The sequence below is a fragment of the Streptomyces boetiae genome (genome assembly GCF_031845405.1).
In the GTDB taxonomy this organism is placed as follows: domain Bacteria; phylum Actinomycetota; class Actinomycetes; order Streptomycetales; family Streptomycetaceae; genus Streptomyces; species Streptomyces boetiae.
The window spans coordinates 24,735-42,467 of record NZ_JAVREN010000044.1; the positions used below are offsets into that span (position 1 = coordinate 24,735).

Consider the following 17,733-nt stretch of genomic DNA (forward strand, 5'->3'; position numbering starts at 1 on the left):
GACCCGGCGGGCCCCCGGGCCGCTCACAGGGCTCAACTCCCCGAGGAGCAACGCCCGTTGTGCGGCCCGGGGACGTCCTCAGGCGGGCACGCGGTCCCGGTCGCGGTCCCAGTGCCGGTGGAAGGCGATGATCCCGGCGAAGGACTCGGCCGCCCCGTGCTCCCGGCCGGCGTCGACCGTGGTGATCACGCCGTGGTCGTCCACCACGTCGTCCCCCTCCTCGGCCAGCCGCACGCCCGGCAGCCCCAGCCCCCGCAGCACGGCCACGCCCGCGCCCAGCGCCGCGACCGCCTTGCCGTGCTTGAACGCCTCGGTCACGTAGTGCCCCGCCAGGCCGTCCGCCGCCAGGGCCCGCGCCGAGTCCGCCCCGCCGGGCACGCACACCGCGTCGTACAGCACCGAGGCCATCGTCGGCATGGCCCGGTCCACCGGCAGCGACCCGCCGTCCTCGGTGCGCACCTCGCCGTCGTGCGCAGCCAGCACCTCGGGCGTGGCCCCGCCGGCCGCCAGGGCCGAGCGCAGCGCGGAGACGTCGGCCTCCGCGACCCCGTCCGCGACCAGTATGGCGATCTTGCGCGTGGCGATGCTCTCCGAGGGGCCCGTGGCCATGCTCAGCGCGGGGGAGGAACGCCCGTGGTTGCGCGTCGCGGGCCCGGCCGGGGGCGGGACGCCGATCCCGGCGGCCACCTCGCGGGCCAGCTCGTGATCGACGTGGTTCAAGACCTCGACCATGCGCCGCCGGATCGGCATCCGGTCCACCTTGCCCAGCTCGAACCGGAAGGCGGCGACGATGTGTTCGCGCTCCCAGGAGGCCATGCTGTTCCAGAACAGCGTGGCCTGGCTGTAGTGGTCGGAGAAGCTGGGGCTGCGCTTGCGGATCTTGGCCCCGTCCACCCGCTCCTGGTAGTGCACGTACGCGCCCGCGTCCGGGGAGGCCATGACCGGGCAGCCCCCGGCGACGGTATTGGGGGAGTAGGAGCCCGGGCCGGGGTGGATGCGGTGCTGGCCGTAGCCGTCGCGGTGGTTGTTGCGGACCGTGGCCAGGGCGCGGTTCACCGGCAACTGCTCGAAGTTGGGGCCGCCCAGGCGGATCAACTGCGTATCGAGATAGGAGAAGTTCCGCCCCTGGAGCAGCGGGTCGTTGGTGAAGTCGATGCCGGGCACCACGTGCGCGGTGTGGAACGCCACCTGCTCGGTCTCGGCGAAGAAATTGTCCGGGTTGCGGTTGAGCACCATCCTGCCGATGGGCCGCAGCGGCACCGTCTCCTCGGGGATGATCTTCGTGGCGTCCAGCAGGTCGAAGTCGAAGCGGTGCTCGTCCTCCTCGGGCACGAGCTGCACCGCCAGCTCGAACTCCGGGTAGTCCCCCCGGTCGATGGCCTCCCACAGGTCCCGCCGGTTGAAGTCCGGGTCCTTGCCCGCGATGGTCTGCGCCTCCTCCCAGATCAGGGAGTGGGTCCCCAGCACCGGCCGCCAGTGGAACTTCACGAACGTGCCCCGGCCCTGCGCGTTGACGAAGCGGAAGGTGTGCACTCCGAAGCCCTGCATCATGCGGTAGCTGCGCGGCAGGGACCGGTCCGACATCAGCCACATCACCATGTGCGTGGCCTCGGGCTGGAGGGAGACGAAGTCCCAGAACGTGTCGTGCGCCGAGGCGGCCTGCGGCATCTCGTGGTGCGGCTCCGGCTTCACCGCGTGGACGAAGTCGGGGAACTTGATCGCGTCCTGGATGAAGAAGACCGGGAAGTTGTTGCCGACCAGGTCGTAATTCCCCTCGCGCGTATAGAACTTGGTGGCGAAGCCGCGCACGTCCCGCACCGTGTCCGCCGAGCCGCGCGACCCGGCCACCGTGGAGAAGCGCACGAAGACCGGCGTCTCCCGGTCCGGGTCCTGGAGGAAGTCCGCCCGGGTGAACTCCGCCAGGGACTCGTACGGCCGGAAGACGCCGTACGCCCCCGCGCCCCGCGCGTGCACCACGCGCTCGGGTATCCGCTCGTGGTCGAAGCGGGTGATCTTCTCCCGGAAGTGGAAGTCCTCCATCAGCGTCGGACCGCGCTCCCCGGCGTGCAGCGCGTTGTCCGTGTCGTCCACGCGCGTGCCGAAGTCGGTCGTCAGCGGGCCGTCCTCCGGCCGGTCCCGCAGCGGTTCGAGCTGCCGGTCCTTCGCGTCCCCGCGTCCCTTTCCCCCTGCTCCCTCGTCCCGCCGCTGTCCGTCCTGTTCTGGGCCCTGGGCTCCGTCGGCCGCCATCTGCGCTCCCTCACGCCTCGGGTACCGGTGGCCCCACCGGTTATCCCGCGCGGCCTCAGGCAAACGTCTGCGGTTCCCCGTCCACGCCCAGCGCGGCGGGCAGCGCGTCGGCCGGGTCGGGGGCGCCCACCAGCGCGTTCCTGCGCTCCCCGGCCGCCTCGCGCCCCTCGTTCAGGCACCACGAGAGCCACCCGGACAGCCGATCCGGCGCCACCTCCTCGGCGGGCACCAGCGCGGGCCACCCGCACGCCCGCGCCTGCGCCGTCACCTTCGCGCCCCCGCGCACCGGGTCGACGGCCACCGCAGGAACGCCCGCCCGCAGCGCCAGGACCAGGCCGTGCAGCCGGTCGGTCACCACCGCGTCCAGCCGGGGGAGCACCGCCATGAACTGCTCGGCGCTCCCGCACAGCAGCCCGTCCTCCGCGTCCAGCCTGCTCTCCAGCACCACCGGGGCGCAGTCCACCCCGGCCAGCCAGTCCCGTACGGCCCCGGCCACGCTCTCGTGCAGCCGCCGCCCGCCGTACTCGCGCTGCCCCCGGGTGAGCACCACGCCCACCACCGGGGGCGCGCCCTCCGCCCCGCCGTCGAGGGGCGCGCGCAACGACAGGTCCCGCGCCGGCTCCGGCCGCCCTCCGCCGTCCCGGGCCAGCACCTTGTGGAACCCCGTCACCGCCGGGTCCCCGGCGTCGATGACCGAGACGCCCACCGCGACGCGGCGGCAGTGCGCGAAGCGTTCGTGCAGCTCGGCCAGTCGCGGCCCGTGCACCGGGCCACACACGAAGACCAGCGCGGCGTAGTCCTCCGGCCGGGCGTCCTCCAGCGCGAGCCTGCCCGGCCGGAAGCGCGGGCTCCACGCCACCTCGTGGGCGACGCCCGTCTCCTCCAGCACCGCCCGCACCCGCTCCAGCGCCAGCAGGTCGCCGGCCGTCGCCTCCCCGTCCAGGAAGCTGAACCACCCGACGACCAGGGTCCGGCCGGGCCCATCGCCGCCCGATGCCCCGCTCGATCCCTCGGAGCCGGGCCCCGCCACGGCGCGTTCCGCCGCGGCGCGCTGCTCAGGGCCGCGCACCTCCGCCGGGCGCCCGTGCGTCACCGGCGCCCCGGCGCGCAGGGTCGCGTGCGTGTCGTGCGGGTGCGTGCGGCGTCGTCTCGTCACGCGCGCCGAGTCCCCGGCGGCGCCCGCCCCAAACGGCGCCCCGCCGCGACCCCGCCGCGTGCCCCGCCGCGTGCCCCGGCGCGTTTGGCCCCGCCCGGGACGGGAACCCGTCGCGCGTGCCCAACGCCGGTCCCCCCGCCGCCAGCCCCGTCGGAGTGGTCATCGCCACCCGCAACCGTGCCGCCAGCCTGGCCGCCACGCTGGAGCGGCTGACCGCGCTGCCCGAACGCCCCCAGGTCCTCGTCGTGGACAACGCCTCCACCGACGGCACCCGCGCCCTCCTCGCCGAGCGCTTCCCCCAGGTCCGCCTCCTCGGGCTGCCCGCCAACCGCGGCGCCCTGGCCCGCAACGACGGCGCCCGCGCCCTGCCCGCCCGCTACATCGCCTTCAGCGACGACGACTCCTGGTGGGCCCCCGGCGCCCTGTCCGCCGCCGTCGACCTGATGGAGGCCGACCCCTCCCTCGGCCTGATCGCCGCCCGCACCCTCGTCGCCCCCGACCAGACCCCCGACCCGCTCAACGAGACCCTGGCCTCCTCCCCGCTCGGCGCCGCGCCCGGCCTGCCGGGACCCCACGTCCTGGGCTTCCTCGGCTGCGCCGCCGTGGCCCGCCGCACCGCGTTCCTGGACGCGGGCGGCTACCACCCGCTGCTGTTCTTCGGCGCCGAGGAGACCCTGCTCGCCTACGACCTCACCGCCGCCGGCTGGCGCGTCTGCTACGCCCCCCAGGTCACCGCCGTCCACCAGCCCGCGCACGGCCCCCGTCCCGGGCGTTCCACCCTCGTGCGGCGCAACGAGGTCCTCACGGCCTGGCTGCGACGGCCGCTGCCCGTGGCGTTCCGCGACACCTGGCGCCTGGCCCGCGACGCCCCCCGCGATCGCGCCGCCGCCCGGGCCCTGGGCCAGCTCCTGCCCCGCCTGCCACTGGCCCTGCGCGCCCGCCGCCCCCTGCCCGCCGACGTCGAGCGCGACGTCCGCCGCCTGGAGCACGCCCATGGCCGCCCCTGACCCCTTCGCCCGCGCCGCGTCCGGCCCCGACGAGCGCGTCTCGGTCGTGATCATCACCCGCGACCGGCGCACCGAGCTGCTGCGCACCCTCGAACGCCTCGCCGCGCTCCCCGAGCGCCCCCCGGTCCTGGTGACGGACAACGACAGCGGCGACGGCACCGCGGAGGCCGTCGCCCGCCTCCACCCCGAGGTCCGCCTGCTGACCCCCGGCGAGAACCTCGGCGCGGTCGGCCGCAACCTCGCCATCCGCCACGTCACCACCCCCTACGTCGCCTTCTGCGACGACGACACCTGGTGGGAGCCCGGCTCCCTGCCCGCCGCCGCGGACCTCCTCGACGCCCACCCGTCCGTCGCGGGCGTCACCGCCCGCATCCTCGTGGAGCCCTCCGGCGAGGAGGACCCCATCGTCCAGGAGCTGCGGCACTCGCCGCTGCCCCGGCCGGGCTGGCTCCCCGGGCCCGCGCTCGGCTCGTTCCTGGCCGCCGCCACCGTGCTGCGCACCGACGCCTTCCGCGCCGCGGGCGGCTTCTCGCCCCGGCTGTGGCTCGGCGGCGAGGAGGAGCTGCTGGCCGCCGACCTGATGGCGGCCGGGTGGTGGCTGATGTTCGACGAATCCCTCACCATCCACCACGCCCCCTCCGGGGCCCGCGACGCCACCCGCCGCCGCGCGGACGGCATCCGCAACACCCTGTGGTTCACCTGGCTGCGCCGCCCCCTCCTCCCGGCCCTGCGCCGCACCGCCCACCTGCTGCGCACCACGCCCCACGACCGCACCACGGCCGTCGCCGTGGCCCGCGCCGCCGCCGGCCTGCCGTGGGTCCTGCGCGAACGCCGCCCCGTCCCGCGCGAGGTCGAACTCCGCCTGCACACGCTGGAGGAGGCCCAGCGCAGGTCGACGGCGCGGCAGTACGTGGGCTGATGCTCCCCGCCGGTTGACAGGCAGCCGGGCGGCTGCCTATGGTCCATGCGCAGCCATCCGGCTGCCTATTCCACGCGCCGGACCCCGGGGGCCCACCACACATGACCGACGAACGGGGTTCCGTCCCGGACCCGGACAACGAGGTCTTCCGGGCCCTGGCCGACCCCAGCCGGCGCCTCCTTCTGGACCGCCTCAACGCCCACAACGGCCAGACCCTGCGCGAGCTGTGCGAGGGCCTGGGGATGGCCCGGCAGTCCGTCAGCAAGCACCTGGCGGTCCTGGAGGCCGCGAACCTCCTCACCACCGTCCGCCGGGGCCGCGAAAAGCTCCACTACCTCAACCCTGTCCCCATCAACGCCCTCGCCGACCGCTGGCTCACCCGCTACGACCGCCGCCGCACCCGCGCCCTCGCCGACCTCAAGTCGGCCCTGGAGCAAGGAGCTTCCGCCATGTCCAAGCCCGCCTTCGTCTACACCACCTACATCGCCACCACCCCCGACCGGCTCTGGGAGGCCCTGACCACCCCCTCCTTCACCAGCCAGTACTGGGGCGTGACGCTCGACTCCGACTGGCAGGTCGGCTCCACCGTCACCTGGCAGTTCCAGGACGCCACGATGGCCGACCCCGAGCAGGTGGTCCTGGCCGCCGAGCCCGGCCGCCTGCTCTCCTATACCTGGCACTCGATCACGCCCGAGTTCGCCCGGGCCGCCGGGATCGACGAAGAGCTGCGCGCGGCCCTCGCCGCCGAGCCCCGCTCCCAGGTCACCTTCGCCATCGACCCGGCCGGCGAGAAGCTCGTGCGCCTGACCGTCACCCACGAGGGCTTCGCCCCCGACAGCCCCCTCCTGGACGGCATCAGCCAGGGCTGGCCCGCCATCCTCGCCAGCCTCAAAACCCTCCTCGAAACCGGCTCCCCCCTCCCGGACCCGGCCCCCGCCTCCTGAACTCCCCGACCACGGGCCGCCGTACCGGCTCGCGACGGAGCGCGTACAGCACCGTCGCGGGCCCCATGGTGAAGCTCTCCCCGCTCCCGAAGTCCAGCCTCCGCGCCCCCCGCGCCAGCGCCGTCATGTCCGAGACGGTGAAGACCTGCCCTCCCACCATCAGTTGATCTCCCAATCGCACCGTGTTGACGTCCACGGTGACGGAAACGACCACCGCGCCCCCCTCCACCTCCCGCCTCACGCCTGCGGCCCCCGCCCCAACGAGCCCAGGTGCTCGCGGATTTCGCGGTCCAATTTCTCCCACTTCGCGTCAAGATTCTCGACTTTCTTCGGCGTCGAACCCGGCTCCTCGTCGGGTTGCTGCGCAGGCGTCTCCGACTCCGCCCCTGCCATGTCGTTCCTTCCCGTCGTGCCGCTGTGTTGCCTTGCGCTCACCGTGAGCGCCTGATCGCACTGTGACGGAACCAACACGCTGGGGGTAGCCTTGGATGTGTCCTAATCCGCGCTTCTCAAGACGGGAACGCGCGAGTTGACGTGTCCAGACGTGCGAAGGGCGAGGTCAGAGGCATGGACGAGGACTCAGAGCCGGAAAACTTGAGCGGCTTTCACGGGTTCGGCTTCGAGGTGAAAGAAGTGCGACTCGGCCGCAAATTGACGCAGAAACACTTGGCACTGGGCGTGGGCTACTCCGAGGCGTACGTCAGCAAGGTCGAGTCCGGACAGCTCATCCCCAGCGAAAAGTTCGCACGCGGCTGCGACCATGTCTTCGGCACGCACGGTGTGTTCGAACGCCTGCGCCGCCGCTTGGAGGAGAGCGACCATCCTTCGTGGTTCGTGCCGTACGTCCAGCTCGAACAACGGGCCACGCGGGTGCTGGACTTCTCGTCCAGCGTGGTCATGGGCCTGCTCCAGACGGAGAGCTACGCGCGAGCGATCTTCCGGACCGCTCACCCGTGGGCCGACGACGACGTGTTGACCAACAAGGTCGCCGCCCGGATGCGCCGCCGGGCCGTGCTCGAAGCCCCCGTGGGGCCGAGCGTCTGGTGCATCCTCCATGAGGCGTGTCTCCGGACCGCCGTCGGTGGCCCGGAGGTGCTGGCCGAGCAACTGGCCCACCTGCTCACGGCCGTTACCTCGTGGCGCGTCACCCTCCAGGTGCTCCCGTTCAGCGCAGGCGCCCCCGCCGGGAACGTCATGCCGCTGACGTTGATGACCTTCTCCGACACCCGCCCGCTCCTATATTCGGAGGGCGCTCAAGGGGGGAGGCTGTACGATGCGGCCCCAGCGGTGGATCGGGCCATGGACGACTACGACCGGCTCAGGGCCCATGCGCTGTCCCCGGACGCGTCGTTGGCCTTCATCAAGTCTCTCCTGGAGGAGTCAGAATGACGAGCAACCGCACCGTTGACCTGAGCGCCATTGAATGGGTCAAATCGTCCTACAGCGGAGGCAACGGCGGACAGTGCGTCGAGACGGCCCGCACACCGATTCCCGCCGACTGGTTCAAGTCGTCCTACAGCGAAGGCGACGGCGGTGAGTGCGTCGAGACCTCCCGCAGCCTCCTCCCCTCCCACCTCGTGCCGGTCCGTGACAGCAAGGTGGCTACCGGCCCCGTTCTCACCGTCTCCGTGCCGGCCTGGGCCGCGTTTCTCTCGTCTCTCTGAGGGGCGGCGAGTACGCCTGGTGGCGGTAGTCGCGGGGTGGCGCGCCGTACGCCGTGCGGAAGGCGCGGGTGAAGGTGGCGTGGTCCTTGAAGCCCCAGCGGGTGGCGATGCCGTGGACCGGCGTTGCCCATAACGCCGGGTCGGCGAGGTCGCGTCGGGCGCCTTCGAGGCGCTGGTGGCGGACCCAGGCCGCGACGGACGTGCCGTGGGCCTGGAAGACGCGGTGCAGGTGGCCCACGGAGACGTGGTGGGCGGCGGCGATGGCGGCGGGAGTCAACTCCGGGTCGTGCAGGCGTTCCCGAGTGAACGCCTGGGCGCGGAGGAAGAGCACCCGCTGCCGGGAGTCGGGGTCCACCGCCCTCTCGGCCTCGGCGTGGTGGGCGAGCGTGGCGGTCAGCAGGTCGAGCGCGATCGTGCCCAGGCGGGTGATGTCGGCCGGGCCGTACGAGGGCGTTCCGGTGGTCAGGCCGGTGAGGAACCGGGTGAGCAGCGCGCCCACGCCCTCCTCTCCCGGCAGGGGAACGGCCAGCAGGCGGCCGGCGCCGCCCGGGGGCAGGGACAGCAGCGCGCGGGGGACGTGGGCGCGCACCAGCGTTGCCGTGTCGGCGTCGGCGCCGATGTGGACGTGGAACGGGCGCGAGCTGTCGTAGACGGCGAAGTCCCGGCCGTTCAGCGCCGCTTCGCGCCCGGCCTGAACGACGCCGAGGCTGCCGCGCAGGGCGAACACCACCGATACCAACTCCGGGTCGGACGCCCGGATTTGCCGGGGCGTCCGCCATACGTCGGCGGTGGAGCAGGTCAGTTCCACGAGGTCCACGATCCCGAGCTCCGCTCCTCTGGCGGTGGCGCGGAAGTCCGGGGCGTCGGACCTGACGTGCATCGAGTGCGGGCTCGCGACCTGGAGGCCGTCGAAGGCGGGCAGCCGCTCCTCCGGGGGCAGGTCCTCGCTGCGGAACACCGTCCTGATGACCATGCGCCCCCCAGGGCTCTCGCGCGGGAACCACCGGCCGAGACGTGCGCCGTGCGGCACCAGGCTAGAGCGCGGCGGTGGCGGGGTGACAGCGCACTTGCGGACAGTGAGGGGGTGCTTCCGGCCGACCTTCGGGCGTTCCGCCTTGTGTCGTTCTGCACCTTTTGCGCCGAATGGGTTAGTTCTCTAGCGTGGGAGGGAGACGAAATCAGGAGGAATCGATGGGCATGGTAACGACCCGTGACGGTGCGGAGATCTTCTACAAGGACTGGGGGAGCGGCCCGCCGGTCCTCTTCATTCACGGGTGGCCGCTGAACGCGGACGCCTGGGAGGACCAGATGCTGGCCGTGGCGGACCGGGGATACCGGGGGATCGCGCACGACCGGCGCGGGCACGGGCGGTCGTCGCAGCCCTGGGAGGGCTACGACTTCGACACCTTCGCCGCCGACCTGGCAGAGCTGATCGAGGCGCTGGACCTGCGGGACGTCACCCTCGTGGCGCACTCGATGGGCGGTGGCGAACTCGCTCGGTACATCGGGCGTTACGGCACGGGGCGGATCAGCAAGGCGCTGCTGCTCTCGGCCATTCCGCCGCTGATGCTGAAGACGGAGACCAATCCCGAGGGCACGCCCCAGGAGGTCTTCGACGCCATCAAGCAGGGCATCTGCACGGAGCGTTCGCAGTACTGGCGCGACCTCTCCGAGATGTTCTTCGGCGCCAACCGGCCCGGCAACCAGGTGACTCAGGGCAACAAGGACGCCTTCTGGCTGATGGCCATGCAGCAGAGCATCAAGGCCGGGCTCGACTGCGTCGATCAGTTCTCGGCGACCGATTTCACCGAGGACCTGCGGAAGTTCGACGTACCGACGCTGCTGATCCACGGCGACGACGACCAGATCGTTCCGATCGACGCCTCCGCCAGGAAGGCCGTGGAGATCATCCCGAACGCCGAGCTGAAGGTCTACCGGGGCGGCTCCCACGGGATCGCCGCCGTGCCCGGGTGGAAGGAGATGTTCACCGGGGACCTGCTGGACTTCCTCAAGAGCTAGGGGCGGCTCTGGGAGGGGAGCGGTCAGCCCGCGGCCGGTTCGTCGAAATAGACGACCAGGTCGCGGGCTTCCAGCAGCTCCTGGTATGTGGCGGTGAACAGCTCGAAGTAGTCGCGCAGCGACGTGCCCGAGACGTCCGAGCGCCCCGGCACCGGGCGTTGGAACTGGTAGCCCACGCCGCCGGTGAACGCCCGCCAGGCAAGGGTCTGCTGCCGTTCCGCGTCGTCCGTGATGCGGAAGGTCTCGCCGCCGCTGAACTCCAGCCCGTAGAGGTTGTCGCCCGGGAAGTGCGGGACGTTGCGCAGCGTGTAGGAACGGCCGGGGGTGGCGCCGCCGGTCTCGGAGACCACGCCGGGCGGGCCGATGTCCTGGGTGCGCGGCTCGGTGTACTCCGTTGTCACGGAGGTGTCGCCGGGCCACGGCTCCTGCTCGGTCCACTCCTCCTGGCGGTCCTTGTCGCCGCCGAAGAGCTTCTTCAGCAGCCAGGCCAGCGGGAAGAGGAACAGCGCGATGATGAGCCCGATCAGCGCCCCGGGGACCGCGCCGACCCCGCCGGCCGCGGCGCCCGCGGCGGCGCCCACGGCCAGGCCCACCACGATCGCCGAGCCGTACCCGACCCACCACTGCCAGTCGTCCGGGTCGTAGTCGAGGGCGTCCTCGGAGCCCTCCGCGACCGTCTTGCTCTCGATCCGGACCTGGCTCAGCTCAAGGCCCTGCACGGAGACGTTGTTCGCCCACAGCACCGGGTGCAGTCCGTCGGGGCTCTCCTCGCCGCCCTCGTCCACGAAGCGCAGCGAGGGGTGGTCGAGCGGGATGACGGCGGCCTTCGTCGGGCTGGTGCTGACGAACAGCAGGCCGGAGAGGCGCTGCGCCACGCGTCCGGGGGGTCCGGAGGGGTGGTGCGGGCCCCGGCCGTCGGCCGCGGCCGGGCCGCCGCCGTTGCCTCCGCCGTTCCCGCCCCCGTCCGGGAAGCGGGACATCAGCAGGCCGGCGGCGAGGTGGTGGAACTCGCGGTTGCTGCCGCCGCCGTCGCCCAGCCGCCGGGCGCCGTCGTCCGCCGGGTAGAAGGCGTGGTAGACGAACATCAGCGGCTCGCCGCCGTTGCGCGGGAACGCCACCTCCCGGATCGGGTCGGTGTGCACCCGGTTGTTGCGCAGCTCGGCGAAACGGCCGCCGCGGCTCGCCGTCGCGGTGTAGTGGCGGTTGAGGCGGGAGGCCGCCTCGGGGGACTTGATCTCGGTGAAGAGGGTCGGGGGCAGCCGGCCGGGGGTGAGGCGGGCGTCGCCCGCTGGGAGGTTGAGGTGGCCGGCGGTGAGCGGCGAGGCCGGGTAGGGCGCGACTCCCGCGTCCACGCCGATCGTCGAGGTGAACGGCCGCCGCCCGCCCTCGGGGGCGTCCGTCGGCGCCGGGGCCTGCCAGACCTCCGGGTTGTCGAAGAGGGCGCCGAACGCCGCGCCCGCGAGCGGGCGTACGCCCGTGGGAGTGTGCAACTGCCCGCGCAGGACGCCGTCCTCGTAGGTCAGGTAGCGGTCGATGTCCACGGGCCAGTAGGTCTGGGTGTCGGGGTGGCGCACCACGGGGGCGCAGCGGGCGGCGACCGCGAGGAGGAAGGACGGGCCGAGGTCGTCGTAGCCGAGCAGGCCGAACAGCTCGGCCAGGGTGCGCTCCAGGACGGAGCGGAAGCGTTCGAGCTGCTCGCGCTGCTCGGGGTCGGTGGCGGCCTCGATGCGGGCGCGCAGGGCGGCGTCGGTGGGGATGCGGACGAAGCCGGCGGGCGTGGCGGGGACGTCGAACCGGCCGTCGGGACCGAAGAGTTCGGCGGGCTCGGTCACCTCGGCGAAGTCGGGGTCGGTGGTCAGGATCTCGAAGAACCGCTCGATGAAGTAGGCGCGCACGGTGTCGAGTCGGGTCGTCATGGCCGGGTACCTCCGGGGGTGTCGCCGTCGCGGCGGGGGTGCGTGTCGCAGTGCACGTGGATGTGGGTCTCGGCGGGGCGGTGCCCGCCGCGTCCGGGGCCGCCGCACGGGCAGGGTCCGCCGGGCCCTCCGGGCCCGCCCGGTCCGCCCGGCCCTCCGGGCCCGCCCGGGTCCGTGCCCCGCGGCGGGCACCAGCGCCGCAGCCACTCCTCCAGCCAGTCGAACGAGTCCGGTCCCCAGCCCGGCGGGAACACCCCCGGGAAGGCGCTCTCGCACCAGTCGGGGTGGGCCCGCAGCAACTGCTCCCAGCGCGCGGCCGACAGGGGGAACGCCCCCAGCAGCCGCAGCGCCTCCCAGGCGAACACCGGCCCGGCCGAGGGGTTGTCGCGGCAGGCCGTGGCCAGGAAGCGGCTCAGCGCCTCGCGCAGCCGGGGGTCCTTGAGCACGTCCGTGCCCGCCGTCTCGTGGGCCAGCGCCAGGGCGAAGATCTCGTCCGCCAGGGGCATCAGCGTGTCCAGCGTCGCGGCCGGGGCCGGGGCCTGGCCGACCACCACGCCGGCCAGGCGCCGCACCGCCGCCGCGAAGGCCGCGCCGAACTCGCGCATCGCCTGCTTCTCCGCTCCGGTCAGCTCCGCGTCGAGCGCGGTGACCCACTGTTCCATCCGGCTGGTGCCGTCCGAGCCGTCGCACAGCAGCTTCGCGAAGGCGGCGATGATCTCCTCGCGCTCGTCCAGGGTGTCCACCCACACCGGGCCCATCAGCCCGGCGAAGGTGTACCGGGAGTCGCCGCCCGGCCAGTACCCGACGCGGATGCCGTTCTCGCCCACGGGCAGGATCGGCAGCCCGGCGGTGGTGCGGGCGGCGAGGAGCTGCCCGTCCACGCTCAAGGTCAGCACCTGGCCGGAGTCGTAGAGGAGTTCGGCGAAGTGCCAGCGGCCCGAGCGCAGGCGGCCCGGCGCGCTGGAGACACCCCACCACTCCGGCGAGCCGTCGTTGACCGTGCCGCGCAGCACGCCGCCCGGCTCGACGAAGAGGGCGAACGAGCCGTCCCCCTCGACCAGGTTGAGCCTGCGCGTGCCCACATCGTCGGCCCGGAACTGCGCACGCACGCGCAGCCCGCGCCACCCGGCGAAGGCCGGGCGCGGGGCGACGACGACCTTGGACTCGGGGTGGTCGAAGCGGATCGCGGTGGCGATCCCGTTCACCGGAGCGTCCAGCCACCGGTCGGCGGCGGGCAGCTCCACCCGCCCGTGGTGGCCGTGGCCGGTCTCGTCCAGCGCGGCATGATTGACGAAGTTGTAGTGCAGCAGCGGCTTCCACGACATCTGACCCGCGCCCCCCTTGTCGCCCGGATTCCCACCGGCGGTGGTACCTGCTCTATGCGTGGCGGCGACGGCGGCCATGCCCGGCGGCGCGGGCGGGAAGGAGCGGGACCGGAGCGGGTGGACGCTCCGCGGGGCGTGCGGTGCGGGCCTGGCGCCCGCGGAGCGTCCGGCGTGCGATGCGGCGCCGGCTCAGGAGAGCCGGCGCTCCGCCTCCTCGATGAGCGCCCGGGCCTTGCCCTCGGCGTCGTCGTAACGCCCGGGATAGGCCGAGCGCTGCACGGTCTGCGCGATGCGGCCAGCCGAGTGCTCCGGGTTGTCCCGCTCGGCGGGCACGGCCCGCTCCAGGAAGGAGCGCGTCGCGTGCTCGATGTCGCGGCACTCCTCGACGCTGCCCCAGCCCTGGCTGGGCCGCTGCTGGAAGACGCCGACGGAGTCCTCGTCGCCGCAGTCCAGGTTGTTCATGTGCGACTCGACCCATCCGGTCTCGAACGCGGCCAGCGTGACCTTCTCGTTCGCCCTGACGTCCCGGCACACGCGCAGCACGGTCTCGATCACCGCCGGGTCGTGCCCGTCGGGCACCCGGCAGCCGCCCTCGTTCGTCGTTGCCATCCTCACCCTCCTCGGCTCGTGACCTCCCGATCGCGACTCCGCGACCGGCCGTACCTGTCCCTTGCCCGGTCGCGTGAGCGAATCGCTGCGAAGAGTGAAGCCGCTGCGGGTGTGATGGAGTGGCGTGGTAGTGCGGTGGGCGACGGGCGTGCGCCGCGCGGCTGGCACAATCGCCGTCATCCGGGGCGGAGTTGAGGCTGGGAGGCTGACGCATGGAGGGCGTGGGGGCGCTGGAGGGGGGAGATCCGGAGCGGGTCGGTCGGTACCGGTTGGTGGGGCGGCTGGGGGCCGGCGGGATGGGGCGGGTCTATCTGGCGCGGTCGCCGGGCGGGCGGGCCGTCGCCGTGAAGGTGGTGCGGGCCGAACTGTCGGAGGACCCCGGATTCCGGGAGCGCTTCGCGCGCGAGGTCGCCGCCGCCGGGCGGGTCAACAGCTTCTTCACCGCCGGAGTCGTGGACGCCGACCCGCAGGGCTCCCCTCCCTGGCTGGCCACCGCGTACGTGCCCGGCCCCTCGCTCGCCCAGGCCGTGCTCGACTCCGGCCCCTGGCCGGAGCGTTCGGTGACGGCCCTGGCCGCGGCGCTCGCGGAGGCGCTGGAGGCCATCCACGCGTCCGGGCTCGTGCACCGCGACCTCAAGCCCTCCAACGTCCTCATCGCGGCCGACGGCCCGCGCGTCATCGACTTCGGGATCTCGGTGGCGGCCGAGGGCTCCGCGCTGACCCAGACCGGGATGGTCGTGGGAACGCCCGGGTTCATGGCGCCCGAGCAGCTGACCGGCGGCCCGGTCGGCCCGGCCGCGGACGTTTTCGCGCTCGGCGCGGTCCTGGCGTACGCGGCCACGGGGGAGGGGCCGTTCGGCACCGGCGCCTCGCACGCGGTCAACTACCGCGCCGTGCACGAGGAGCCGCGCCTGGGCTCGCTTCCGGACGGCCTGCGCGAGGTCGTTCTGCCGTGCCTGGCCAAGGAGCCGGGGCAACGCCCGCGCGTTCCCGAGCTGTTGGAGCGCCTGGAGGGCCGGTCGGGGGAGGAGCCGGCCCCGGGCAGGGGCGCGGCGGGGGCGGCCTGGCTTCCGGAGGGCGTGGCGCACACGGTCCGGCTCCGGCAGGAGGAGGCCGAACGCCCGCCCGGCCCGCGCATCGCGCAGGTGGCCGGGGCGCGCACCGAGACCTCGCCGCGGCCGGTCGTTCCGCCGATGCCCGACGAGGCGCCGCGCCCGGGCCGTTCGCCTCGGCGCTCCCCGCTGACGGCGATCACCGCCGCCGTCGCGGTCCTCGCCCTGACCGTCGGCCTGGTTCTCGCGCTGGACCGGGACGACGACGGGGAGCCCGGGGCCGGGGGAGGGACGACCCCGACGGCCACGGGCGGCACCGGCGAGGAGACGAGCGGGCCGCCGCCCGGACCCGTGTCCGGGCAGCTCGCCGGCGCGGGCAGCATCGCGCAGGACGAGGCGCAGCAGGTGTGGTCGGCCTCGTTCACCGCCGCGAACCCCGAGGCACAGGTCACCTACGAGCCGTCCGGGGCCGGCGCCGGGTGGGACCGATTTCTCACCGGGCAGGCGGAGTTCACCGGCCGCGAGGGGTACCTCGGCGGCCGGGAGCTGGATCAGGCGGCGCAGGCGTGCCCCGAGCTGGTCGAGATACCGGTTCACCTCACGCTCACCGCCGTCGTCGTCCGGCTCGACGGGGTGGGCGAGTTGAGCCTGCGATCCGCCACCCTGGCCGGCATCTTCAGCGGCGGGATCACCTTCTGGAACGACCCGGCCATCGCCGCCGACAACCCGTCCGTGACGCTCCCGGACACCCCGGTGGTCCCGGTCCACCGGTCGGACACCAGCGAGGTCACCGGGCGGTTCACCGACTGGCTGAACGCGGGGGCGCCCAGGACCTTTCCCTTCGGCGCGACCGACGACTGGCCCTACACGGGCGTCGGACTGGGCGCGGAGGGCGCCCTGAATCTGGCCCGGACGGTCAACGAGACGCCCGGCGCGATCGGTTACGTGGACCCCGGCGTGGCGGACCAGGGCCTCGTGCGGGTCGCCCTGGGCGCCGGGGGCGAGGCCGTCGCGCCCACCCCGGAGGCCGGGGTCCGGATGATGGAGGAGGCCACCCCGGTCTCCGGCCGCGGCGCGGCCGACCTCGCCTACGAGCTGCCCGAGGTCACCGAAGTGCCCGGCGCCTACCCGCTGTTGGGCGTCTCCTACGTCGTGACCTGCGCCGAGGCGGCCGACGAGGAACGGGCGGCGCTGCTGCGGGCGTACCTCTCCCACCTCATCGGCGAGGACGCGCAGGAGGAGGCCGCCGACGCGACGGGCTCCGTGCCGCTGCCGGACTCCCTGCGGGCGGATCTCCAGGCGGCGATCGGCACGATCGGCTAGCGTGGCGCGTCCACGGGCGGGCCGCGTCCCCGACGTCCCGAAGGGGGACCCCATGCGTACACCCAGGCGGGCGGCGCGGATCGCCGTGCTCGATCCGGACGGCGCGGTGTTCCTCTTCCGGTACGACGACGTGGAGGTGGGGCTGCACTGGGCCATGCCCGGCGGCGGGCTCGACCCGGGCGAGACCCCGCGAGAGGGCGCGCGGCGTGAGCTGGCCGAGGAGACGGGCTGGACCGACCTGGAGCCAGGCCCGCTGCTGTGCACCTGGGAACACGACTACACCAGGGAGGGGGTCCCCGTCCGGCAGCACGAGCACATCTACGTGGCCCACGGCCCGCGCCGCGAGCCGGCCGGGGACCTGGCCGCCTCGCACGCGGCCGACGGCATCCTCGCCTGGCGCTGGTGGACACCCGCGCAACTGGCCGCGCCCGAGGAGACGCTCTGGCCGCCGACGCTGCACGGCCTGCTGCGCGGGGTGGTGCGCGGCGGGCCGGACCCGGTGCCGGTGGACCTGGGCTACGTGCCCAACGCACCGCGTCCCGGGGGCGGTTGACGCGGCCCGGCCTCAGGCCGGGACGGCCGGCGCGCGCTGCGGGAGGGCGGCAAGGGCCTCGGTCACCTCGGACGCGGCGATGCGCAGGAGGCGTTCGTCCGGGCCATCGCGGCCGTGGGCGTCACCGGGGCGCGGGTCCGTGGGGTCGTCCGGGTGCCACAGCACGCGGTGCGCGGGCGAGGGCGGCGGGCCCCACAGCCGGGGGGAGACCGGGCCGAAGAGGGTGACGGACGGGGTGGCCAGCGCCGTGGCGAGGTGGGCGATCCCGGTGTCGCCCGCCACCACGGCCCGCGCGCCGGCCAGCAGCGCGCACAGGTCCGCGAACGGCAGGGCGGACGTTCCGGCGAAGGCCGCGGTGGGGGGCAGGCCCGCGCCCTCCGCGACCCGGGCGGCCAGCGGGCCCTCCTCCGGGCCGCCGGTGACCACGACCGCGCGGCCCGCGCGCCGCAGCGCCCGCCCCACGGCCGCGAAGCGGTCCGCCGGCCAGCGCCGCGCCGCCGCGTCCGCGCCCGGGTGCATCACGACGGCGCCCGGCGCCGGGGAGGGCCCGGCGGGCGGGGCGATCCGCAGGTCCGCCGGGTCGGCGGGCAGGCCGTGGAACTCCAGCAGCCGGCACCAGCGTTCGCGCTCGTGCTCGGCCTCCGGCCAGGGCGGGGCGCCGGCCGGGTCGGCGTAGCCGATGAGGCGGCGGGGGCGCAGGGCGCGCAGCGGGCGCAGGCTCTCGGGTCCGTTGCCGTGCAGGTCCACGGCGAGGTCGGGCCGCCGCCCGGACCAGGGGATCGTTTCGGGAACGGCCCGCCCGGGCGCCGTCGCGGGCACCAGGCGGTCAACGGCCCCGGTGGCGGCGGCCGGTGCGGCGAGCGCGGGCGGGGCGGCCAGCAGGATCTGGTGTGCGGGGAACGCCCGGCGCAGGGCGCGCAGCGCGGGGACTGCGGTCAGCAGGTCGCCCAGGCCCAGCGCGCGCAGGACGACGAGGCGAGGGGGCGGTTCGGGGGTCAC

At 74.2% G+C, this 17,733-nt stretch carries 16 protein-coding genes; 8 read left to right on the forward strand and 8 right to left on the reverse strand.

Annotation, left to right across the window (positions count from 1 at the left end):
* Positions 1–78: 78 nt before the first annotated feature.
* Both RM780_RS22505 and RM780_RS22510 read right to left on the reverse strand, forming a co-directional pair.
* Complete coding sequence (locus RM780_RS22505; protein ID WP_311632672.1) at positions 79–2,247, reverse strand: catalase; 2,169 nt, start codon at positions 2,245–2,247, stop codon at positions 79–81.
* A gap of 55 nt (positions 2,248–2,302) precedes the next feature.
* Entirely contained in the window at positions 2,303–3,214 is a 912-nt protein-coding gene (locus RM780_RS22510) for a polysaccharide pyruvyl transferase family protein (protein ID WP_311632688.1), read from the reverse strand.
* A 305-nt stretch (positions 3,215–3,519) separates the two neighbouring features.
* On the opposite strand from RM780_RS22510, the gene RM780_RS22515 reads away from it, so the two are divergent.
* The 3 genes from RM780_RS22515 to RM780_RS22525 all read left to right on the forward strand — a co-directional run bounded on the left by RM780_RS22515 (position 3,520) and on the right by RM780_RS22525 (position 6,273).
* Positions 3,520–4,410, forward strand: coding sequence for a glycosyltransferase family 2 protein (locus RM780_RS22515; RefSeq protein WP_311632674.1), 891 nt, complete (start codon positions 3,520–3,522; stop codon positions 4,408–4,410).
* Positions 4,397–5,329 carry a glycosyltransferase family 2 protein gene (locus RM780_RS22520; RefSeq protein ID WP_311632675.1) on the forward strand — a complete coding sequence of 311 codons (933 nt, stop codon included), beginning with the start codon at positions 4,397–4,399 and terminating at the stop codon, positions 5,327–5,329. The genes RM780_RS22515 and RM780_RS22520 overlap by 14 nt, the downstream gene beginning before the upstream one ends.
* Positions 5,330–5,430: 101 nt before the next feature.
* Entirely contained in the window at positions 5,431–6,273 is an 843-nt protein-coding gene (locus RM780_RS22525; protein WP_311632676.1) for an ArsR/SmtB family transcription factor, read from the forward strand.
* A gap of 237 nt (positions 6,274–6,510) precedes the next feature.
* Here RM780_RS22525 and RM780_RS22530 read toward each other — a convergent pair whose 3' ends face one another.
* The gene (locus RM780_RS22530; RefSeq protein ID WP_311632677.1) at positions 6,511–6,666 is read right to left on the reverse strand and encodes a hypothetical protein; all 156 of its coding nucleotides are present in this window, start codon (positions 6,664–6,666) and stop codon (positions 6,511–6,513) included.
* Positions 6,667–6,840: 174 nt separating this feature from the next.
* Between RM780_RS22530 and RM780_RS22535 the strand changes: the two genes are divergently transcribed.
* Positions 6,841–7,662 carry a helix-turn-helix domain-containing protein gene (locus RM780_RS22535; RefSeq protein WP_311632678.1) on the forward strand — a complete coding sequence of 274 codons (822 nt, stop codon included), beginning with the start codon at positions 6,841–6,843 and terminating at the stop codon, positions 7,660–7,662.
* Positions 7,659–7,937, forward strand: coding sequence for a DUF397 domain-containing protein (locus RM780_RS22540; protein ID WP_311632679.1), 279 nt, complete (start codon positions 7,659–7,661; stop codon positions 7,935–7,937). The genes RM780_RS22535 and RM780_RS22540 overlap by 4 nt, the downstream gene beginning before the upstream one ends.
* On the opposite strand, the gene RM780_RS22545 is transcribed toward RM780_RS22540, so the two are convergent.
* Entirely contained in the window at positions 7,891–8,910 is a 1,020-nt protein-coding gene (locus tag RM780_RS22545; protein ID WP_311632680.1) for an AraC-like ligand-binding domain-containing protein, read from the reverse strand. The two genes, RM780_RS22540 and RM780_RS22545, sit on opposite strands and share 47 nt — an antisense overlap.
* A gap of 218 nt (positions 8,911–9,128) precedes the next feature.
* Here RM780_RS22545 and RM780_RS22550 point away from each other — a divergent pair, with 218 nt between their 5' ends.
* The gene (locus tag RM780_RS22550; protein WP_311632681.1) at positions 9,129–9,956 is read left to right on the forward strand and encodes an alpha/beta fold hydrolase; all 828 of its coding nucleotides are present in this window, start codon (positions 9,129–9,131) and stop codon (positions 9,954–9,956) included.
* 23 nt (positions 9,957–9,979) lie between these two features.
* On the opposite strand, the gene RM780_RS22555 is transcribed toward RM780_RS22550, so the two are convergent.
* From RM780_RS22555 to RM780_RS22565, 3 genes are all read right to left on the reverse strand, one after another.
* A complete protein-coding gene (locus RM780_RS22555) occupies positions 9,980–11,872 on the reverse strand; it encodes a hypothetical protein (protein ID WP_311632682.1) in 1,893 nt (630 codons plus the stop codon).
* Positions 11,869–13,197 (reverse strand): LamG-like jellyroll fold domain-containing protein, encoded by a 1,329-nt coding sequence (locus RM780_RS22560; RefSeq protein WP_311632683.1) that lies wholly within the window; start codon positions 13,195–13,197, stop codon positions 11,869–11,871. Before RM780_RS22560 ends, RM780_RS22555 begins: the two co-directional genes overlap by 4 nt.
* A gap of 189 nt (positions 13,198–13,386) precedes the next feature.
* Positions 13,387–13,806 (reverse strand): hypothetical protein, encoded by a 420-nt coding sequence (locus RM780_RS22565; protein WP_311632684.1) that lies wholly within the window; start codon positions 13,804–13,806, stop codon positions 13,387–13,389.
* Positions 13,807–14,018: 212 nt separating this feature from the next.
* On the opposite strand from RM780_RS22565, the gene RM780_RS22570 reads away from it, so the two are divergent.
* Both RM780_RS22570 and RM780_RS22575 read left to right on the forward strand, forming a co-directional pair.
* On the forward strand, positions 14,019–16,181 hold the full coding sequence (locus RM780_RS22570; RefSeq protein ID WP_311632685.1) for a protein kinase domain-containing protein: 2,163 nt from the start codon (positions 14,019–14,021) through the stop codon (positions 16,179–16,181).
* A 52-nt stretch (positions 16,182–16,233) separates the two neighbouring features.
* A complete protein-coding gene (locus RM780_RS22575; RefSeq protein ID WP_311632686.1) occupies positions 16,234–16,734 on the forward strand; it encodes an NUDIX hydrolase in 501 nt (166 codons plus the stop codon).
* A gap of 12 nt (positions 16,735–16,746) precedes the next feature.
* On the opposite strand, the gene RM780_RS22580 is transcribed toward RM780_RS22575, so the two are convergent.
* Entirely contained in the window at positions 16,747–17,733 is a 987-nt protein-coding gene (locus tag RM780_RS22580; RefSeq protein WP_311632687.1) for a glycosyltransferase family 9 protein, read from the reverse strand.